This is a genomic window from Pseudonocardia yuanmonensis (assembly GCF_039542425.1).
GTDB classification, from domain to species: domain Bacteria; phylum Actinomycetota; class Actinomycetes; order Mycobacteriales; family Pseudonocardiaceae; genus Pseudonocardia; species Pseudonocardia yuanmonensis.
The window spans coordinates 199,302-217,743 of the sequence record NZ_BAABIC010000002.1; the positions used below are offsets into that span (position 1 = coordinate 199,302).

19 protein-coding genes and 1 tRNA gene are annotated in these 18,442 nt (G+C 75.3%); 12 read left to right on the top strand and 8 right to left on the bottom strand.

Annotated features, from left to right (window positions below):
- Window positions 1–2: 2 nt before the first annotated feature.
- Both ABD990_RS03340 and ABD990_RS03345 read left to right on the top strand, forming a co-directional pair.
- The gene (locus ABD990_RS03340) at window positions 3–1,310 is read left to right on the top strand and encodes a deoxyguanosinetriphosphate triphosphohydrolase (RefSeq protein ID WP_345378232.1); all 1,308 of its coding nucleotides are present in this window, start codon (window positions 3–5) and stop codon (window positions 1,308–1,310) included.
- A 150-nt stretch (window positions 1,311–1,460) separates the two neighbouring features.
- Entirely contained in the window at window positions 1,461–2,066 is a 606-nt protein-coding gene (locus ABD990_RS03345; protein WP_345378234.1) for a carboxymuconolactone decarboxylase family protein, read from the top strand.
- Here ABD990_RS03345 and ABD990_RS03350 read toward each other — a convergent pair.
- The 4 genes from ABD990_RS03350 to ABD990_RS03365 all read right to left on the bottom strand — a co-directional run bounded on the left by ABD990_RS03350 (window position 2,048) and on the right by ABD990_RS03365 (window position 5,736).
- Window positions 2,048–2,893, bottom strand: a complete 846-nt coding sequence (locus ABD990_RS03350) for a DUF732 domain-containing protein (RefSeq protein ID WP_345378236.1) — start codon at window positions 2,891–2,893, stop codon at window positions 2,048–2,050. The two genes, ABD990_RS03345 and ABD990_RS03350, sit on opposite strands and share 19 nt — an antisense overlap.
- A 61-nt stretch (window positions 2,894–2,954) precedes the next feature.
- Window positions 2,955–3,680: an HNH endonuclease family protein gene (locus ABD990_RS03355; RefSeq protein WP_345378237.1), complete on the bottom strand. Its 726-nt coding sequence runs from the start codon at window positions 3,678–3,680 to the stop codon at window positions 2,955–2,957.
- Between the two features lie 93 nt (window positions 3,681–3,773).
- On the bottom strand, window positions 3,774–4,652 hold the full coding sequence (gene sigJ / locus ABD990_RS03360; protein WP_345378238.1) for an RNA polymerase sigma factor SigJ: 879 nt from the start codon (window positions 4,650–4,652) through the stop codon (window positions 3,774–3,776).
- A gap of 4 nt (window positions 4,653–4,656) precedes the next feature.
- The gene (locus tag ABD990_RS03365) at window positions 4,657–5,736 is read right to left on the bottom strand and encodes a serine hydrolase domain-containing protein (protein ID WP_345378239.1); all 1,080 of its coding nucleotides are present in this window, start codon (window positions 5,734–5,736) and stop codon (window positions 4,657–4,659) included.
- A gap of 77 nt (window positions 5,737–5,813) precedes the next feature.
- Between ABD990_RS03365 and ABD990_RS03370 the strand changes: the two genes are divergently transcribed.
- From ABD990_RS03370 to ABD990_RS03405, 8 genes are all read left to right on the top strand, one after another.
- Window positions 5,814–6,734 (top strand): RNA polymerase sigma-70 factor, encoded by a 921-nt coding sequence (locus ABD990_RS03370; protein WP_345378241.1) that lies wholly within the window; start codon window positions 5,814–5,816, stop codon window positions 6,732–6,734.
- A 14-nt stretch (window positions 6,735–6,748) separates the two neighbouring features.
- Window positions 6,749–7,495 (top strand): SDR family oxidoreductase, encoded by a 747-nt coding sequence (locus ABD990_RS03375; protein WP_345378242.1) that lies wholly within the window; start codon window positions 6,749–6,751, stop codon window positions 7,493–7,495.
- Complete coding sequence (locus ABD990_RS03380; protein WP_345378244.1) at window positions 7,492–7,950, top strand: hypothetical protein; 459 nt, start codon at window positions 7,492–7,494, stop codon at window positions 7,948–7,950. Before ABD990_RS03375 ends, ABD990_RS03380 begins: the two co-directional genes overlap by 4 nt.
- Window positions 7,951–8,020: 70 nt before the next feature.
- Window positions 8,021–8,599 (top strand): hypothetical protein, encoded by a 579-nt coding sequence (locus tag ABD990_RS03385; protein ID WP_345378245.1) that lies wholly within the window; start codon window positions 8,021–8,023, stop codon window positions 8,597–8,599.
- Between the two features lie 1,028 nt (window positions 8,600–9,627).
- Window positions 9,628–11,493 (top strand): DNA primase, encoded by a 1,866-nt coding sequence (gene dnaG / locus ABD990_RS03390; RefSeq protein ID WP_345378246.1) that lies wholly within the window; start codon window positions 9,628–9,630, stop codon window positions 11,491–11,493.
- Window positions 11,490–11,939, top strand: a complete 450-nt coding sequence (locus tag ABD990_RS03395; RefSeq protein WP_345378247.1) for a hypothetical protein — start codon at window positions 11,490–11,492, stop codon at window positions 11,937–11,939. Before dnaG ends, ABD990_RS03395 begins: the two co-directional genes overlap by 4 nt.
- Window positions 11,940–12,002: 63 nt before the next feature.
- Window positions 12,003–12,761: a trans-aconitate 2-methyltransferase gene (locus tag ABD990_RS03400; RefSeq protein ID WP_345378571.1), complete on the top strand. Its 759-nt coding sequence runs from the start codon at window positions 12,003–12,005 to the stop codon at window positions 12,759–12,761.
- A gap of 117 nt (window positions 12,762–12,878) precedes the next feature.
- The gene (locus ABD990_RS03405) at window positions 12,879–14,279 is read left to right on the top strand and encodes an FAD-binding oxidoreductase (protein WP_345378248.1); all 1,401 of its coding nucleotides are present in this window, start codon (window positions 12,879–12,881) and stop codon (window positions 14,277–14,279) included.
- 42 nt (window positions 14,280–14,321) lie between these two features.
- Here the strand turns inward: ABD990_RS03405 and ABD990_RS03410 are convergent, their stop codons facing one another.
- Together ABD990_RS03410 and ABD990_RS03415 are read right to left on the bottom strand one after the other, a co-directional pair.
- Entirely contained in the window at window positions 14,322–15,275 is a 954-nt protein-coding gene (locus ABD990_RS03410; RefSeq protein ID WP_345378249.1) for a thioredoxin family protein, read from the bottom strand.
- 84 nt (window positions 15,276–15,359) lie between these two features.
- Window positions 15,360–16,151 (bottom strand): NAD(P)H-dependent oxidoreductase, encoded by a 792-nt coding sequence (locus tag ABD990_RS03415; protein WP_345378250.1) that lies wholly within the window; start codon window positions 16,149–16,151, stop codon window positions 15,360–15,362.
- A gap of 44 nt (window positions 16,152–16,195) precedes the next feature.
- On the opposite strand from ABD990_RS03415, the gene ABD990_RS03420 reads away from it, so the two are divergent.
- On the top strand, window positions 16,196–17,203 hold the full coding sequence (locus ABD990_RS03420; RefSeq protein WP_345378252.1) for a GlxA family transcriptional regulator: 1,008 nt from the start codon (window positions 16,196–16,198) through the stop codon (window positions 17,201–17,203).
- Here the strand turns inward: ABD990_RS03420 and ABD990_RS03425 are convergent.
- Window positions 17,188–17,838 carry an AAA family ATPase gene (locus ABD990_RS03425; RefSeq protein WP_345378253.1) on the bottom strand — a complete coding sequence of 217 codons (651 nt, stop codon included), beginning with the start codon at window positions 17,836–17,838 and terminating at the stop codon, window positions 17,188–17,190. The genes ABD990_RS03420 and ABD990_RS03425 overlap by 16 nt on opposite strands.
- A 98-nt stretch (window positions 17,839–17,936) precedes the next feature.
- Window positions 17,937–18,146: a hypothetical protein gene (locus ABD990_RS03430; protein WP_345378254.1), complete on the bottom strand. Its 210-nt coding sequence runs from the start codon at window positions 18,144–18,146 to the stop codon at window positions 17,937–17,939.
- 161 nt (window positions 18,147–18,307) lie between these two features.
- Between ABD990_RS03430 and ABD990_RS03435 the strand changes: the two genes are divergently transcribed.
- Window positions 18,308–18,380 (top strand) — tRNA-Asn (locus tag ABD990_RS03435).
- The last annotated feature ends 62 nt before the right edge of the window (window positions 18,381–18,442 follow it).

Here is an 18,442-nt window from a genome sequence, read left to right on the forward strand (position 1 = left end):
CCATGACCGCGACGGTCCCGGCGCCGGCGCGGGAGGGCTACGACGACCACGACCGCGCCCGCCTGCTGCCCGAGCCGCCCAAGGGATCGGGGCTCGGCGAGCACCACCGGCCGGAGCGGCGCTCGCCGTTCTCCCGCGACCGCGCCCGGGTGCTGCACTCCGCGGCGCTGCGCCGGCTCGCCGGGAAGACGCAGGTGGTGGGGCCGGGCGAGGCCGCCGAGATCACCGGCATCCCGCGCACCCGCCTGACCCACTCCCTGGAGGTCGCGCAGATCGGCCGCGGGATCGCCGAGGAGCTGGGCTGCGACCCGGACGTCGTCGACACCGCCGGGCTCGCGCACGACATCGGGCACCCGCCCTTCGGGCACAACGGCGAGCGCGCACTCGACGAGATCGGCGCGGCCTGCGGCGGGTTCGAGGGCAACGCCCAGACGCTGCGCATCCTCACCCGACTCGAGCCCAAGGTCGCGGTGGTCGACGCGGCCGGCGAGCACCCCGGCGGCCTCAACCTCACCCGCGCGACGCTCGACGCGAGCTGCAAGTACCCGTGGCGGCGACGCGGCGACGAGCGCAAGTTCGGCGCGTACGCGGAGGACGGCGCGGTGTTCGACTGGGTGCGCGAGGGGGCGCCGGGCGAGCGGCGCTGCCTCGAGGCCCAGGTCATGGACTGGTCCGACGACGTCGCCTACTCCGTGCACGACGTCGAGGACGGCATCCTCTCCGGCCGGATCGACCTGGCGGCGCTGGCCGCGCCGGAGGAGCGTGCCGTGCTGGCGCTGCTGGCCGCCACCCACTTCGGCGCCGACCCGTCGGCCTGCGAGGTCGCGGCCGCCGAGCTGGCCCGGCTGCCCGTCGTCGACGCGGTCAAGGGCTTCGACACCGCCAGCGCGCCCGCCGTCGCGCACGCCGCGCTCAAGCGGCTGACCAGCGAGCTGGTCGGGCGGTTCGTACGCGCGGCCACGGACGCGACGCTCGACGCCCACGGCGACGGCCCGGTGCTGCGGTACGCCGCGGACCTGGTCGTCCCCGCGGAGGCGGCCGCCGAGGTGGCGCTGCTCAAGGCCGTCGCGCTGCGGTACGTCATGAGCGACCCCGACCGGTTGCGGATGCAGGCGCGGCAGCGGGAGCTGCTGGCCGAGCTGGCCGAGGCGCTGCTCGCGGGCGCGCCCGGCAGCCTCGACCCGGTGCGGGCGGGGGAGTGGGCCGCGGCCGGCGACGACGCCGCCCGGCTGCGGGTCGTCGTCGACCAGGTCGCGGTGCTGACGGACGCCGGAGCGATCGCCTGGCACCGCCGACTCTGCCCGGGCTGACCGACGTCAGACCGGGTCAGTGAGGGTCGTGAGTGGTGACTGCCGCTCCAGGGGCACTCGTCGCCCACGGATGAGCGTGATCTGGGCCACAGAGGCTCACGTCGGCGGCGTTCGCGTCGTCTCCCCGGTACCCGATCCGAGGAGGACGACATGGCACGCATCCCCGCCGTTCCCGAGGCCGAGGCCGGTGTGCTCGGCCGGCTGGTCTACCGCCTGATGCGCCGCAGGTTCGGCGCGGTCCCGGAGCCGTTCGCGATCGGCCTGCACCACCGCCGGCTGTTCTGGTCGGCGATGGTCGCGGAGCTGGCGTTCGAGCGCGCCACGCACGTGCTGCCCGCGCGGGTGCGGGAGCTCGCGGTGTACCGGACGGCGACGGTCGTCGGCTGCTCGTGGTGCGTCGACTTCGGCACCATGCTGCAGCGGCTCGACGGGCTGGACGTCGAGCGCCTGGCCCACATCGACGACTACGCCACCGACCCGCTGTACAGCCCGGCCGAGCGCCTCGCGGTGGCCTACGCCGACGCGATGACGGCCACCCCGCCGACCGTCGCCGACGCGCAGGTCGAGGAGCTGGAGCGGGAGTTCGGCCGGGCCGGGCTGATCGAGCTCACCCAGGCGATCGCCGTCGAGAACCAGCGGGCGCGGGCGAACCACGCGCTCGGGATCGTCGACCAGGGCTTCGACGCGGCGTGCCGCGTCCGCCTCGGGGACCGGGCGGGCCGGGCGGCGCAGCCGGTTCAGGCCCCCGGGCAGTAGCTCGCGCGGGCGGCGTCGACCAGCACCTGCGCGTCCCGGGTGCCGAAGCCGGCCGACACCGCGGCAGAGACCATGTCGCCGCGGGTCGCGCCGCCCTCGAGCGCCGAGCAGATGCCGTGGCCGAGCTCGATGAGGGTGTCCGGCGGGACGTCGGCGAGCGCCGGTCGGGTCGACACCGCGACCAGGAACGCGCGGTCGCCCGTCCCGGCGGCCACCGTGGAGGTCTCGCTGCTGCTCGCGGCGAGGGCGGCCGCCGAGATCCCGCCGATCGCGGCCCCGGCGCCGAGGATCACGGCGACGAGCGTGGCCGGCAGCACCCAGCGCGGCACGCGGGAGGCCGGTGCGGGCGGGAGCGGCGGGCTGTAGGGCTGCGGCCCGTACCCCGGCACGCCGTACCCGGGTGGCGGGGCGGAGGGGGCGAAGCGGTGCCCCACCGACGGCGCAGACGGCGCGATCGGCGCGGGCGGTGCGATCGGGGAGGCGGGGCCGGACCGGTGCCCGGTCGAGGGGCCCGGGGCGAACCGGTGTCCGGCGGAGGAGGCGGGTGGACCGGTGGGCGCGGGGCGGTGCCCGACGGAGGGATCGCGCGGCGCGGGGACCTGCGGGACGGCCGGGCCGGGGGGACCGGCGGCCGCGCGGCGACCGGGAGCGCCCACGGGCACGGTCGTCCCGGGCGGCGGGCCCGCCGGCCTCCGCGGCCGCGGAACGGCAGGCCCGTCACCGGCTCCGCCGCCCTGCCCGCCGTCCTGGCCGACGCGCCGACCGCCCTGCTCGCGGCCGTCCTCGTCCTCCTGCTCGCGGTCCTGTGCGTCCTGCTGCCCGGCCATCGTTCCCCCCGACTGCCGTGGAACCCCGTCCTCCGGTTCATCGCGCTCCCGGAGGCGGGCCTTACGCCCCGGAGGAGTGAACCGTGCCCGGCACGGTGTCGTCCACCGGGATCGGCTCACCCGGGCACCCGGCGAGGATGCCGGCGATGGCGTCGTGCTCGGCCTGGGTGACCCACAGCCCGTACTTGGCCTTCACCGCGACCTGGCGGGCCACGTAGTCGCAGCGGTAGGCGCGGTTCGGCGGGAGCCAGGTGGCGGCGTCGCCGTCGCCCTTGCGGTTGTTGGTGGGGCCGTCGACGGCGAGCAGGTTGAGCGGATCGTTGCCGAGGCGCTTGCGGGCGTCGGCGTCGAGCTGCTGCGCGCCCTTCTGCCAGGCGTCGGACAGGGCGACGACGTGGTCGATCTGCACGTCGTCGCTGGTCCCCTGGCCGCGGGTGAAGGCGATCGTGGTGCCGGTGTACGGGTCGGCGAGGGTGCCGGTGAGCACGACGCAGTCGTGCGTGCCGGGCTTGAAGGTCTCGCCGGTCATGTCCCGGGCCAGGACGTCGTTGCGCTGGTCGCAGCCGTTGCGGTCGACGTCGGACCAGCTCGGGCCGAACTGGTCCCGCGCGTAGCCGGTCTTCGGCGCCCGGCCTTTCACCGGGAGCTTCTCCAGGGCGTCCGCGGCGCTGCCGACCGGTGCCGCGGCGGGGGCGGCCCAGGGGGTGTACCGATCGGCGACGGCGGCACACCCGGATGCCGTGAGGAGGACGAGAAGGACTGCGATGAGGATCCGGGCGCCGTGCACCGGACGATCCTCCCCTCGCGCGGCCGGGCGGCGGCGGTGACACGCCGTGACGACCGGGTCACCTCCACCGTCACCCCGAACCGCACCCCGCCGTCACCACCACACCCGCAGCTTCGCGGGGTTCATGACCTGCCGGGCCGCCGCGATCCGGGGCTCGCCGGCCTCGTCGAGGACGACGGTGATCGCGGTCGCCGAGGCCGCCACCCGCGGCGAGGCCGGGGTGACGAAGCCGGGCTCGCCGTTGACCCGCACCGGGATCCAGGCGGCGGGGTCGAGGTCCGGGCCGTACTGCCGCAGGAGACCGGCCAGCAGCCGGACCATCGGCTCGGCGCCGACGACGGGCCGCAGCGCCGTCCGCACCGCGCCGCCGCCGTCGCTGGTGAGCACGACGTCCGGGTGCAGCACGCCGAGCAGCGCCTCCCGGTCCGCGCGGGCCAGGGCGTCGGCGAAGGCGGCGAGCACCTTCTCCTCGACCGCGGCCGGAGCGCGGGGCGGCAACGGGCCGGCCTCGGCGACGATCCGCCGGGCCCGCGCGGCGTGCTGCCGCGCGGCGGCCTCGCTGCAGCCCAGCACCGCGGCGATCTCCGCGTGGGCCTCGCCCAGCGCGTCGTGCAGGACCAGCGCGACCCGCTGGGCCGGGGTGAGGCGCTCGAGGAGCAGCAGCGCGGCCAGCCGCAGGTCCTCCCCGCGGACGACGGCGGCGAGCGGGCCCTCGTCCTCGGGTGCGGTGACCAGCGGCTCGGGCAGCCAGGGGCCCACGTAGGTCTCGCGCCGCGCCGCCGCCGACGTCAGCCGGTCCAGGCAGATCCGGCCGACGACGGTCGTCAGCCACGCCCGCGGGTCGCGCACCCCGGCGGCGTGGTCGGTCCAGCGCAGCCACGCCTCCTGCACGGCGTCCTCGGCGTCGGCGAGGCTGCCGGTGATGCGGTAGCCGACGCGCAGGAGGTGCGGCCGCAGCTCCTCGAAGTCCACCCGCCTATCGGACCGCGTCGAGCACCGCCGTGACCAGTACCCGTGCGGTCTCGAAGTCCATGCTCACCACGTTCTTCGTCACCGCGACGGCGATCCCGCGGTCCGGGTCCGCGCCGGCCCAGCTGCCGCCGGCGCCTGCCATGCCGAACACCCGGGGCGAGCCCTGCTCGTCCCACGGCACGCCCAGGGCGAAGCCGAGGCCCCACCGGCTCGGGTTGCCGTACACCCGGTCGGTCCCCGACGACGACTCGGTGTACGCGGCCGGGGTCCGCTCCCGGGAGACGACGGTGCCGTCGAGCCAGCCCGCGTACATCCGGGCGAGCGCCCGCGCCGTCACCTTGGCCCCGGCCGGGATGTCCGCCGCCAGGATCCGCGGGTCCTTGCCGAGCGCGGCGGTGGGGAACAGCGCCATCGGCACCGCACGGAGCATCTCCTCGGGCAGCGTGAACCCCTCCATTCCCGCCGGCATCGGCGCGTCCTCGGGCGCGGCCAAGCCGGACGCGTCGGCCATGCCGAACCGGATCTCGCCGGGGAACCCGATCGCGTCGGTGAGGTCGGCGAGCAGGTCGGAGAGCTCGCGGCCGCTCGCGCGGCGGGCGATCTCGCCGTTGAGGAAGCCGAAGGTGTAGGCGTGGTAGCCGACGGCCGTGCCCGGCTCCCACCACGGCTCCGCCTCCTCCAGCGCGGTGACCATGCGGGTCCAGTCGCAGACGTCGTCGACGCTCACGCCGGCCGGCAGGCCGGGGACGCCGGCGCTGTGGTCGAGCGCCTGCCGCACGGTGATCCCGTCCTTGCCGTGCGCGGCGAACCCCGGCCACACCTCGGAGACCCGGGTGTCGTAGCCGAGCACGCCGGCGTCGACGAGGCGGTGCACCAGGGTGGCGGTGGCGCCCTTGCCCACGGACCAGTTGTAGAACAGCGTCCCGGGTTCGACCGGGCGGCCGGTCGCGGGATCGGCGACGCCGGCAACCACGTCGACCACCGGTCGCCCGTCGACGTACGCGGCGACCTGCAGCCCCCGCTCGCCGCCGGACCGCACCAGCTCGGCCGCCCTCTCCGCCACGATCTCCTGCACGTCGGTCATCGACCACTCCTCTCCGGGGGGTAGGACCGTTCCGACCCCGCTCGGTCATCGGTCGGAGCCCTGGCAGTGTTCTCGACATGAGCACGGCGACGGATCCGGTGGCGGACTTCGAGGCTCAACGGCCGCGCCTGTTCGGGCTCGCCTACCGCCTGCTCGGTTCCGCCCAGGACGCCGAGGACGCGGTGCAGGACGCCTGGCTGCGCTGGTCGGGCGCCGACCACGCCGCCGTCGCGAGTCCCGCCGCCTGGCTCACCACCGCCCTGACCCGGCTCTGCCTGACCCGGCTCACCTCGGCGCGGACCCGCCGCGAGACGTACGTCGGGCCCTGGCTACCGGAGCCGATCCTCACCACCGACCCCGCCGTCGGCCCGGCCGAGACCGCGGCGCAGCGTGAGTCGGTGTCGCTCGCGCTGCTGGTCACCCTGGAGCGGCTGACTCCGCTCGAGCGGGCGGTCTACGTGCTGCGGGAGGCCTTCGGGCACACGCACGCCGAGGTGGCGGCGATCCTGGGGGTCACCGAGGCGCACTCGCGGCAGCTGCACACCCGCGCCCGGAAGCACCTCGCGGAGGCACCCGCCGGGCAGCCCGAGACCGACGCGGCCGCGTGGGGCGCGCTCGTCGAGAGGTTCCTCGCGGCGGCCCGGGAGGGCGAGATCGCCGAGCTGGAGGCCCTGCTGGCCGCCGACGTCGCCGCCTGGTCGGACGGCGGGGGCCGGGTCAGCGCCGCACGACGGCCGGTGGTCGGCCGCGCCGCGGTCGCGCGGTTCCTCGCGGGGGTGTTCGCGAAGTTCACGACCGGCCTGGAGGCGCGGGTCGGCGAGGTCAACGGCGAGCCAGCGATCCTCGCCCTCCGGGACGGCGAGCTCACCTCGGTGCTGGCCGTGGCGCGGTCCGGATCGCAGGTCACGGGCCTGCGGTTCGTGCTCAACCCCGACAAGCTCGCCTTCCTCGGCGGGCAGCTGTCACGCTCCGGGGGGCTGTCCGGTCACTCCTCCTGACGGAAGGAGCGGACATGCAGGAGACGCTGGTGACCGGGGGTACGGGAACCCTCGGCCGGGTGCTGGTCGCGCGGTTGCGGGAGGCCGGCACACCGACCCGGGTGCTCAGCCGCCGACCGGGCGAGGGGCACCTGGTCGGCGACCTCGCGACCGGCGAGGGGGTCGACGCCGCCGTCCGTGGCTGCGGCGTGGTGGTGCACTGCGCGACGGGCCGCAAGGACGCGGAGATGTCGGCACGGCTGGTCGAGGCGGCGCTGCGGAACGGCGCGCCGCACGTGGTGTCCGTGTCCATCGTCGGGATCGACCGCATCCCGCTCGGCTACTACCGGCAGAAGCTCGCGGTGGAACGGCTGCTCGCGGACTCGGGGCTGCCGCACACGATCCTGCGGGCCACGCAGTTCCACGACCTCGTCGCCGCGATGCTGGGCGTGCTCGGCCGGGTGCCCGGGGTGCTGCCGGTGCCGCGCGGGATCGCGTTCCAGCCGGTCGACGTGCGGGACGTCGCCGATCGGCTCGTCGCCCTCGCGGCGGGAGAGCCGGCCGGGCGGGTCGCGGACCTGGGCGGACCGGAGGTGCGGGGGTTCGACGACCTCGCGCGGGCCTGGCTCGAGGCCGGCGGACGACGACGCCGCGTCGTCGAGGTCCCGGCCCCGGGCCGGCTCGCCGCCGCGGTGCGGGCGGGGGCGAACCTGGTGCCGGAGCACGCCGACGGCCACATCACCTTCGAGCAGTACCTGCAGGGTGCGGGGGTGGCGTCATGAGCGGGCTGCGCGAGGCAGGCCGCGTCGAGGTGGGCGGGCTCGCGATCCGTGCCGGGCTGTGGTTCCTGGCGCTGACCGAGGTCGTCGTCGGGGTGTGGGCGCTGTTCGCGCCCGCGGGCTTCTACGCCGGCTTCCCGGCTCCGGGACACCCGTGGGTGTCGCTGCTGCCGCCCTACAACGAGCACCTGGTGCGGGACGTCGGGGCGCTGAGTCTCGCCCTGACCGTCGCCCTGGTCGGGGCGGCGCTGCGGCCGGAGCGGCGGCTCACCGTCGTCGTGCTGCTGGCCTTCCTCACCGCGACCGTGCCGCACGCGGTGTTCCACACCCTGCACCTGCACGGCTTCCCGGCGATCGACGCCATGGCGCAGACGATCGGGTTCGCGTTGCAGCTCGGCGTGGGGGCGGCACTCCTCGTGGGCGTGTCGCGACGGCGTGTCGTTCACTCGTCCGAATGACGGAGTGTCGTTCGCGCATTCTCAGGTCCGTCTGATGTAACGCTCAGCTTCGCGGCGCAGATTCGTAGGCATGAGCTTCTCCGCCGGACCCCTCGCCGACACGCTGACCGCGCTCGGTGCCGCCGCCGCGATCGCCGTGCTGCTCCTGGTCGCCGGCGCGCCGCTCCTGGCCGACCTCGTCGGGCCGCGGAAGCGGCGGCTCCCCGGCGGTGCGGTGGGCACGCTGCCCGCCGCGGTTCCGGCGGCGGCGGTTCCGGCTCCGGCGACGCCGCAGGACGCGGCTCCGGCGGGTGAGCTCGGTGGGCCGAGCGCGGACCGTGGGGCAGAGGGCGGGTCGGACACGGGTGCCGGGCCAGGCGCGGCCTCGGACGCCGTCGGCGGGCCGGACGCGCGGTCGGGCGCGGCCTCGGACGCCGTCGGCGGGCCGGACACGCGGTCGGGCGCGGCCTCGGACGCCGTCGGCGGGCCGGACACGCGGTCGGCGGCCGAGGTGCCGAGGCAGGCCGGCCCGGCCGACGCGGAGGCGTCCGAGCAGGCCCGCCGCACGCTCACGGTCCGGGGTGCGGCCCGGGAGATCACCCTCCCGCTGCAGCGCACCGCCCTCGCGCCCGCCATCCCGCTCCAGCGCCCGGTCTCCCGCTTCAGCTGACCCCGATCTCCGCCCCACCGGCCTTCGGGAGGGGGCCGGCCGCACGGCTGTCGTGATGACGCTGTCGTGTTCGAGGGCAGGGGAGGGGCTCGCAGATTCCGCGGAGCACCCCTACTTGATCACGCTTGCGCCCTGATCACTGTTCGTGGACGCAGAGGGTCGGAAATCGTCGCTCAGCGACCACAAGTAATGATCTTGCTCTGGGCTCTGGGCTCTGGGCTCTGGGCTCTGGGCACTGGGCTCCGGGCTCCGGGCTCCGGGCTCCGGGCTCTGGCTCCGGGTTCCGAGCTTCGGGCTTCGGCTTCGGCTTCGGCTTCGGGACGACGCTGCCACTCGAGATCACTGCTTGTGGACCGGGAGGGTCGAAATCCGGCGCGTCGGGTCCGCAGTCAATGATCAAGCTCGACGCCGAGCGGGTCGTCCCACGCCGCCTCCGAACGGTGGGCGGCCGGCGAGTCGGCGACGCGCGTGCCCTGGGCAGCACGGTGCCGGGCGCGCCGCCCGTCCCGCCGACCGGCGCCCCGTCACCCTCGACGCCTCGACGGTCGACTCGCGTGAGTCGCGCTCCGGCTCGAGGCGCCGACGTCGACCACCACGTTCGGGTGCTGTCGGCGGCGCGCGGCCCCTCGGCCGGGGCCGGGCCGGCGACGGGAAGCTCCCGGCGATCGGAGTCCCATGCCGCGGCCGTGATCGCGGCTCGTGGACGCAGAGGGTCGGAAATCGTCCCTCGGCGTCCACGGCCGGTGATCTTGCTCCGGAGGTCCCGCCGTCGAGGTCCGAGCTCGAAGGCCCGCCCCGCACCGCCCCACCAGCTCGCCCCGCACCGAGTCCGACAGCCCATCCTGCACCGCGTCCGCCAGCCCGCCCCGCACCGAGTCCGACAGCCCATCCTGCACCGCGTCCGCCAGCCCGCCCGCACCGAGTCCGACAGCCCATCCCGCACCGCGTCCGACAGCCGGCCGCGGCTTCCTGCGCCCGTCCGGCGACCTGCGGGACCGCGGGACGCCGGCACGCCTAGACTCGCTCCCGTGGCAGGCCGCATCCGGGACAGCGACATCGCGGAGGTCCGCGACCGCACCCGGATCGAGGAGGTCGTCGGCGAGTACGTCGCGCTCCGCCGGGCCGGGGCGGGCTCGCTGAAGGGGTTGTGCCCCTTCCACGACGAGAAGACGCCGTCGTTCAACGTCCGGCCCACGCACGGCACGTTCCACTGCTTCGGCTGCGGCGAGGGCGGCAGCGCGATCGACTTCGTCATGAAGATCGAGCACATCGGGTTCGTCGAGGCCGTGGAGCGGCTCGCGGACAAGGTCGGGGTGCGCCTGACCTACGAGGGCGGCGGGTCGAGCGTCCAGCGCGACCGCGGCACCCGCTCCCGGCTGCTCGAGGCGAACAAGCGCGCCGCGGAGTTCTACGCCGCGCAGCTGCGCACCCCCGAGGGTGCGACGGCGATGCAGTTCCTCACCAGCCGCGGGTTCGCGGCGAGCGCCGCCGAGCAGTTCGGCTGCGGGTACGCGCCCGCGGGCTGGGACACGCTCACCAAGCACCTGCTCGGCAAGGGCTTCTCGCTCGACGAGCTGATGAAGGCGGGCCTGTCGAAGGAGGGCCGGCGCGGTCCGATCGACCGGTTCCACCGCCGGCTGCTGTGGCCGATCCGGGACCTGGGCGGCGACGTCGTCGGCTTCGGTGCCCGCCGGCTGTTCGACGACGACGGCATCGAGGCCAAGTACCTCAACACCTCCGAGACCCCGGTCTACCGCAAGACCCACGTGCTGTTCGGGCTCGACCTGGCCAAGCGCGAGATCGCCAAGCGGCGCCAGGTCGTGGTGGTCGAGGGCTACACGGACGTGATGGCGATGCATCTCGCCGGCGTCCCGACGGCCGTGGCCTCCTGCGGCACCGCATTCGGCACCGAGCACATCACGGTGCTGCGCCGGCTGATGGGGGACGACTCCTTCGACCGCGGCGAGGTCATCTACACCTTCGACGGCGACGCGGCGGGCCAGGCGGCCGCGCTCAAGGCCTTCGACGGGGACCAGTCCTTCGCCGCGCAGACCTTCGTCTGCATCGCGCCGAACGGGCAGGACCCGTGCGAGCTGCGCCAGACGAGCGGCGACGCCGCGGTCCGCGACCTCGTCGCCCGCCGCGAGCCGCTGTTCGAGTTCGCGATCCGCTCGATCCTCGCCGAGCACGACCTCGACACCGCCGAGGGCCGGGTCGCCGCGCTGCAGCGCACCGTCCCGCTGGTCGCCCGGATCAAGCGCGAGGACCTGCGGGACGAGTACGCGCGCAGGCTCGCGGGCTGGACCAGTTGGGACGACATCGCGATGGTCGTGCGGCGGGTGCGCGAGGAGGCCGGGGTGGCGCCGGAGCGCCCGCGCGGCCGCCGCCCGGAGCCGGTCGCGGCACCGCGGCGGGACGACCCGCGCCTGCACCTGCAGCGCGAGGCGCTCAAGTCGGCCCTGCAGATCCCCGCGGTCGCCGGTCCGGCGTACGACGAGCTACCCGAGCAGATCTTCACGCACCCGGCGTTCGCCGCGGTGCACGTCGCGATCCAGAAGGCCGGCGGAGTGTGCGCGGGTATCGAGGGTCCGGCGTGGATCGAGGCCGTCACCGCCGAGTGCGGGCCCGAGGAGCGCAAGCTGCTCAGCGAGCTCGCCGTGGAGCCGTTGGAGCTGCCCCGCAAGCTCGGCGACGAGGCGCGCTACGTCGGCAGCGTGCTCGCCGGGGTGAAGCTCGCCCTGGTGGAGGCGCAGATCGCCGAGGTGAAGTCCCGTCTGCAGCGCACCAACCCCACCGAGGACCCGGAGCTCTACAACGAGCTGTTCGGCGATCTCGTCCCGCTCGAGCAGTACAAGATCGCGCTGCGCGAGCAGGCGTCCGGGGCCCACCGATGAACCTGCTCCGGCGGCTGTTCGGCAGGGACGCCCTGCCCGAGGGGTTCGCGGGCGTGCTGGAGCCGGAGGAGCACGTCGTCGCGGTGGCGGACGTCGTGCGCGGCGGGCACCTCGTCGTCACCAACCGGGGCGTGTGGTTCCCGGGTGAGCCGGAGCGCGTCGGCTGGCACCTGATCAGCAAGGCGACGTGGGCGGACGGGGCGATGACCTTCGTCGTGGCCACGCAGGAGGACCTCGGCAAGGCGTTCCTGCTGCACGACGGGCCGCCCCGGCGCTTCCCGCTCGGCGAGCCCGGGAAGGTGCCGCAGGCCGTGCACCAGCGCGTCACCGGCTCGATCGTCTCCCGCGAGCGCGCCACGATGCCGGACGGACGCGAGGCCTGGGTGCTCGAACGGCACGTCCCCGGCCGCGACGGCACCGTCCGCCAGATCCGCCCCGACCCGTGAGCGCCGACCGCCCCTAGGACGGGCAGTCGGCACGCACGACCTCCGCCGACCTGGGAGGACCTCATCGCGACCACCTGGGACCCCGCCCTCTACCTCGACTTCGACGACCACCGCTCCCGGCCCTTCCACGACCTCCTGGCCCGGGTGCGCACCGTCGACCCGCGCCGCGTCGTCGACCTCGGCTGCGGCCCCGGCCACCTCACCCCGGTGCTGGCCGCGCGCTGGCCCGGCGCGGTCGTCGAGGCGCTGGACGCGTCGCCGGACATGGTCGAGGCGGCGCGCGCCGCGGGTGTCGATGCGCGGCTGCAGGCGGCCGAGGACTGGACCCCCGCCCCGGACACCGACCTCGTGGTCACGAACGCAGTGCTGCAGTGGGTGCCCGGGCACGCCGACCTGATCCCGCGCTGGATCGCCGCGCTGCCGGCCGGGGCCACCTTCGCGATGCAGGTCCCCGGCAACTTCGGCGCGCCCTCGCACGCGCTGGTCCGGGAGCTGGCCGCCGAGTGGGAGCGGCCGATCGTGCTGCGCGGCGAGGCGGCGGTGGCCGAGCCGGTCGAGTACGCCGACCTCCTCGCCGCGACCGGCGCCGCCGCGGACGTCTGGGAGACGACCTACCTGCAGCGCCTCACGGGCGAGGACCCGGTCCTGCGGTGGATCAGCGGCACCGCCCTGCGCCCGGTGCGCGACGCGCTGGGGGAGGAGGAGTACACCCGGTTCACCGAGCGCCTCGCCCCGCGCCTGCGCGCGGCCTACCCCGCCTCCGCCGACGGCTCCACCTGGTTCCCCTTCCGCCGGATCTTCGCGGTGGCCCGCAAGGCCTGAGTGCCCCGGTCGGCCCCGGGCCGGACGGCCCTGTCCGGTTCGTGCCCCTGCTCCTAGCGTCCGGCGCGGGCGCGGCCTGGGCACTGGTCGCGCCCTCCACGACCCCGAGGGGGAGCCATGACCAGCACCGACACCACCGGCCCCGCGTGGGCGCCAGAGCTCGCCGCCACCCTCCGCGGCCCGGTGATCCGGCCCGGCGACGTCGGCTACGACGAGGCCCGCGCGGTCTACAACGCGATGATCGACCGCAAGCCCGCGGCGATCGCCCGGGTCGCCGACGTCGCGGACGTCATCGCCTGCGTGCGGGCCGCCCGGGAGCACGGGCTGCTGCTGTCCGTGCGCGGCGGCGGGCACAACGCCGCGGGACTCGGCGTGTCCGACGGAGCACTCGTCGTCGACCTGTCCGGCCTGCGCAGCACCACGGTGGACCCGGTCGCGGGCACCGTCCGCGCCGACGGCGGCTGCACGTGGGGCGACGTCGACCACGCCACCGGGGCCTTCGGCATGGCGACGCCGTCGGGGATCATCGGCACGACCGGTGTGGCGGGGCTGACGCTCGGCGGCGGCACCGGGTACCTGACCCGCCGGTTCGGCCTGACGATCGACAACCTGCTGTCCGCCGACGTCGTCCTCGCCGACGGCTCCTTCGTGCGCGCGAGCGCGGAGGACCACCCGGACCTGTTCTGGGCGCTGCGCGGCGGCGGCGGCAACTTCGGCGTGGTCACCTCGTTCGTGTTCCGCTGCCACCAGATCGGCGAGAACGGGACCGTGATCGCCGGCCCGGTGTTCTACGACCTCGAGGACATCGCCGAGGTCATGCGGTGGTACCGCGACCTCCTGCCGTCCCTGCCCGAGGAGCTCAACGGGTGGATCGGCGTGCTCGCCGTGCCGCCCGTGGAGCCCTTCCCCGAGGCACTGTGGAACCGCACCGTCTGCGCGATCCTCTGGTGCTACACGGGCCCGCACGCCGTGGCCGACGAGGTCCTCGCGCCGATCCGGGAGTTCGGGGCGCCGCTGCTCGTGGGCCTGGGCGCGATGCCGTACGCGGGGCTGCAGGGCGCCTTCGACGCGCTGTACCCGCCGGGGCACCAGTGGTACTGGCGGGCGGACGTGGTCCGCGAGATCTCCGACGAGGCGATCGAGGTGCACCGCCGCTTCGGCGAGCGCCTGCCCACCGGCCAGTCGACCATGCACCTCTACCCGATCGACGGCGCCGCGGCGCGGGTTGGGCCGGAGGAGACGGCCTTCCCCTTCCGTGACGGAGGGTGGAACGGCGTGATCGTCGGCGTCGACCCCGACCCCGCGAACGCCGAGCTGATCACCGGCTGGACCAGGGAGTACTGGGACGCGCTGCACCCGCTGACCGAGGGCGGGGCGTACGTCAACTTCATGATGGACGAGGGCGCCGACCGGGTGCGGGCCTCGTACCGCGAGAACTTCCCGCGGCTGCAGGAGGTCAAGCGTCGCTACGACCCCGGGAACCTGTTCCGGGTGAACCAGAACATCCCGCCGGGCTGACCGGTCGACGGGCCGGCCCCGCCGGGCCGGCCCGTCGCCCCGCTACCCGAACGTGAACACGTAGGCCTCGGCGCCGGGCCCGTCGAAGGTGATCTCCAGCGTCCGTTCGGGGGCCCCGTCGTGCTGGCGCACGAGCTGGTACAGGCGGCCGTCCCGGAGGACCCCGGTGCCGTCCTCGTCGACGTCCACGCCGTGCGACGGGCCCGGGGCCTCGCCGTCGAGCAGCACGCGGAAGGGGATCGGCCCGCCCGGTCCGCGGAGCACGAGGTGCGCGTCCCGGGCCTGGAACCGGTAGGCGATGCTCCCGCCGGCCCGCTCGAGCGAGACCGCCTCGCGCCCGATCGTCCACTCGCCGGCCAGAGCCCACCGCGCGACGGACAGGCGGTCGGGGATCCGGTACTCGCCGGGCTCGTCGAAGACGACCGGGTCCGGCGAGGCGAACTCCTGCCCGCGGGCGTACCCGAGGTACGTCTCGGGCGTGCGCAGGTGCTCCCAGTCGGCCTCGGCCTCCACGCCCCGGCCCTCCACGGACACGAGGTCGCGGTCGACGCCGAGCAGCCGCTGCAGGACGCGTTCGGACTTCGCGTAGCGGCCCTCGCCGAAGTGGTGGTCGCGGACGACGCCGTGCCGGTCGACGAAGTACTGCGCCGGCCAGTAGTGGTTGTCGAAGGCCCGCCACACGGCGTACTCGTCGTCGACCGCGACCGGGTGGTCGAGGCCGCGCTCCGCCGTCGCCCGCCGCACGGCGTCGATCCCGTGCTCGAACGAGAACTCCGGGGTGTGCACCCCGAGCACGATCAGCCCGTCCGTCCGGTAGGCCTCGGCCCAGGCGCGGATCCAGGGCACCGTGCGCAGCCAGTTGATGCAGGTCAACGTCCGGAAGTCGACCAGGACGACGTGGTCGGCCAGCTCGGCGGGACCGAGCGGCCCCGAGTTCACCCACCCCGTCGCGCCGCGCAGGGACGGCATGTGCAGACGTCCGGAGACCCTCGTCATGCCGCGGATCCTGCTCGCGGCGCCGACGGACGGCACCCGCCGAAGGTCCCGGCCCGCGCTCCCGCCGGCCGCAGGCCCGGGCACCTACCCGGCGGCACGCACGTCCGGCCGATCGGCGGTGTGCACGGACAGGCCCTCCCGCCCGGGCGCGAGGTGCGGGCGCAGCACCAGCCGCTCGTCGTAGTCCCCGCCGTGCTGGGGCCGGAAGGGGAGCGGGGCGTCGGTTCCCAGGCCGGCGAGCCGGGCGCGCAACCTCGCCCCGGCCTCGGCCCGGTCCTCCTCGGCGAACCGGTCCGCGCCGGGCACGAGCAGCGGCGGCAGGACGGTGGCCCCGGCGTAGAAGAGCGTGCCGTGCAGCAGCGGGAAGAGCAGCTCCTCGGCGTGCCCGTTGATCCCGCGCGGCCCGAACGCCGGATCGGGGCCCCCGGTGCTGGTGACGACGAGGGCCCGCTTCCCGGCGAGCACACCGTCGCCGTAGCGGCGCGTCCGCCCGTCGGCGCCGCGCACCCCGTAGGCGAAGCCCTCCACGAACACCCGGTCCACCCAGCCCTTGAGGATCGCGGGCATCCCGAACCACCACAGCGGGAACTGCAGCACCAGCGCGTCGGCCCACAGCAGCTTCTCCTGCTCGGCGCGGACCTCCGGCGGCAGCGTGCCCGCCGCGAACGCGCGGCCCGAGTCCGCCGAGACGAACAGTCGCCGGTCGGCGTCGAGGCCGTAGTCCGCCCGGGTCAGCACCGGGTCCCACCGCATCGCGTACAGGTCGGACGTCCGGACCTCGTGCCCCCGCTCCTCCAGTGCGGCGCGGCCCTCCGCGGCCAGCACGCCGGTCAGCGAGCGCGGTTCCGGATGCGCGACCACCCACAGAACGTTCATGTCCCCGATCGTCGGCCGCACGATCCGGACGGACCAGTGGCTCGATGGACAGCATGTGCGAGGATCGGGCCATGCCTCACGAGCGGCACAGGGTCGCGGTGCTGGTGCGGGACGGGCTGCTGCCGATGGAGCTCGGGCTCGTGCACCGGCTGTTCGGGCAGGCCCGCGACGCCGCCGACCGCCCCCTCTACGAGGTGTTGACCTGCACGATCGTCCCCGGTCCCGTGCGCACGGACGCGGACTTCCCGGTCCTGGTCGAGCACGGGCCGGAGGTGGTGGAGACCGCCGACACTGTCGTCGTGCCGGCGTCCGACCTCGACTACGCGCCCCCGCCACCGCCCGCGGGCCTCGCCGAGGCGCTGGCCCGGATCCGCCCCGGCGCCCGGATCGCGTCGATCTGCACCGGCTCGTTCGTGCTGGCGGCCGCGGGCCTGCTCGACGGCCGTCCCGCCACCACCCACTGGAAGTGCGCCGCCCGCTTCCGCGAGCTCTTCCCGGCGGTCGACCTCGATCCGGACGTCCTCTACACCGACTCGGACGGGATCCTGACGTCGGCGGGCGAGGCCGCCGGGATCGACCTGTGCCTGCACATGATCCGGACCGACCACGGCGCCGCGGTGGCCAACGAGGTCGCGCGGGGCACCGTCGTCCCCCCGCACCGCGACGGCGGGCAGGCCCAGTACCTGCGGCGGCCGGTGCCGGAGCCCGCGGTGTCGTCGACGGCCCGGGCGCGGGCGTGGGCCCTGGAGAACCTGCACCGCCCCGTCACGCTGCGGGAGCTGGCGGCGCGCGAGTCCACCAGCACCCGCACCTTCACCCGCCGCTTCCGGGACGAGATGGGCACCTCACCGGGGCAGTGGCTCGTCCGGCAGCGCGTCGAGCGGGCGTGCGCGCTGCTGGAGGAGAGCGACCTGCCGATCGACGACGTCGCGGAGCGGGCCGGGTTCGGTACGGCCGGGTCGATGCGGCTGCACCTGCAGGCGGAGCTGGGCGTGTCGCCGACCGCGTACCGGCGGACCTTCCGCAGCGAGGCGGCTCACCCGAGCAGGTGACGCAGGATCCGGTCCGGGTCGGCGAGGAAGTCGCGGGTGGCGCGGACGGGCAGGGCGTCGTCGTAGGCGACGGTGTGCAGGCCGCCGTCGTCGCCGATCTCGAGGATCCGGGCACCGGGCAGGGCCAGCAGGATCGGCGAGTGGGTCGCGATCAGGAACTGCGAGCCCTGGACCGTGAGCTCCTGGATCCGGGCGAGCGCCGCCAGCTGGCCGTTCGTGGAGAGCGCGGCCTCCGGCTCGTCGAGCAGGTAGAGGCCGCGCGGGCCGAAGCGGTGCGTGAGCAGGTCGAGGAAGGACTGGCCGTGCGAGCGCTCGTGCGGGGAGACGCCGCCGTACGGGGCGAGGTCGAGGCCGCGGTCCTCGATCTCGGTGGCCACGTTGTAGTACGACTCGGCCCGCAGGAAGAACGAGGTGCGCTCCTTCCCCGGCGCCCGCCCGAGCCGCAGCGACCCGCCCAACGAGGACTCGGTGGGGCGGGTGGCGAACTGGAAGTGGCGCGAGCCGCCCTCCGCGTTGAGCCCTGCGGCGACGGCGATCGCCTCGACCAGCGTCGACTTGCCGGACCCGTTCTCGCCCACCAGGAACGTGACGCCCGCGCCGAGCTCCAGGCGTCGCCCGCGCAGGCCGGCGACCACGGGCAGGGCGAAGGGATAACGGCCCCGGCCCGCCTCGGGCTCGTCGATCTCGATGCGCCGCAGGAACAGGCCCGCCCCGCGCGGGGGACGGGCTCGGCTCAGCGCGCCGACCCGTTGCCGCTCGGCGACGACTCCTTCGGGCCCTTCACGACCTCCTCGACGCGGGCCCGCACGACACCGGCCGCGCCCTGCACCGCGGGGTGGTCCGCGACGCGCTGGTAGGTGCGGTGCAGCTGTTCGTAGCGCTCGTGGCCGGCCTTCGCGCCCAGCACGTAGCCGACTGCGGCACCCAGCAGGAACTTGAGCATGTCGCCTCCACGGCAGGACGGTCGTGATCGGTCGTCCCATCCTGCCGCAGGGCGGCCGTCCTGTCCGGGCGAGGGCGGGGGAGGGGGGTGCGAACCGTCCGGAAGCCCGTGTTGTAGGGTTCCACCCGTCAGCGAGCGAAGCGCCGCTCGCGGGCCGGCGGTCCTCCGTAGCTCAATTGGCAGAGCATGCGACTGTTAATCGCAGGGTTACTGGTTCGAGTCCAGTCGGAGGAGCTTCTTCCCAGTTCAGGGCCCTGAAGCCCGATCATCTGTAAGATCGAGACTCTCTTGTGCGC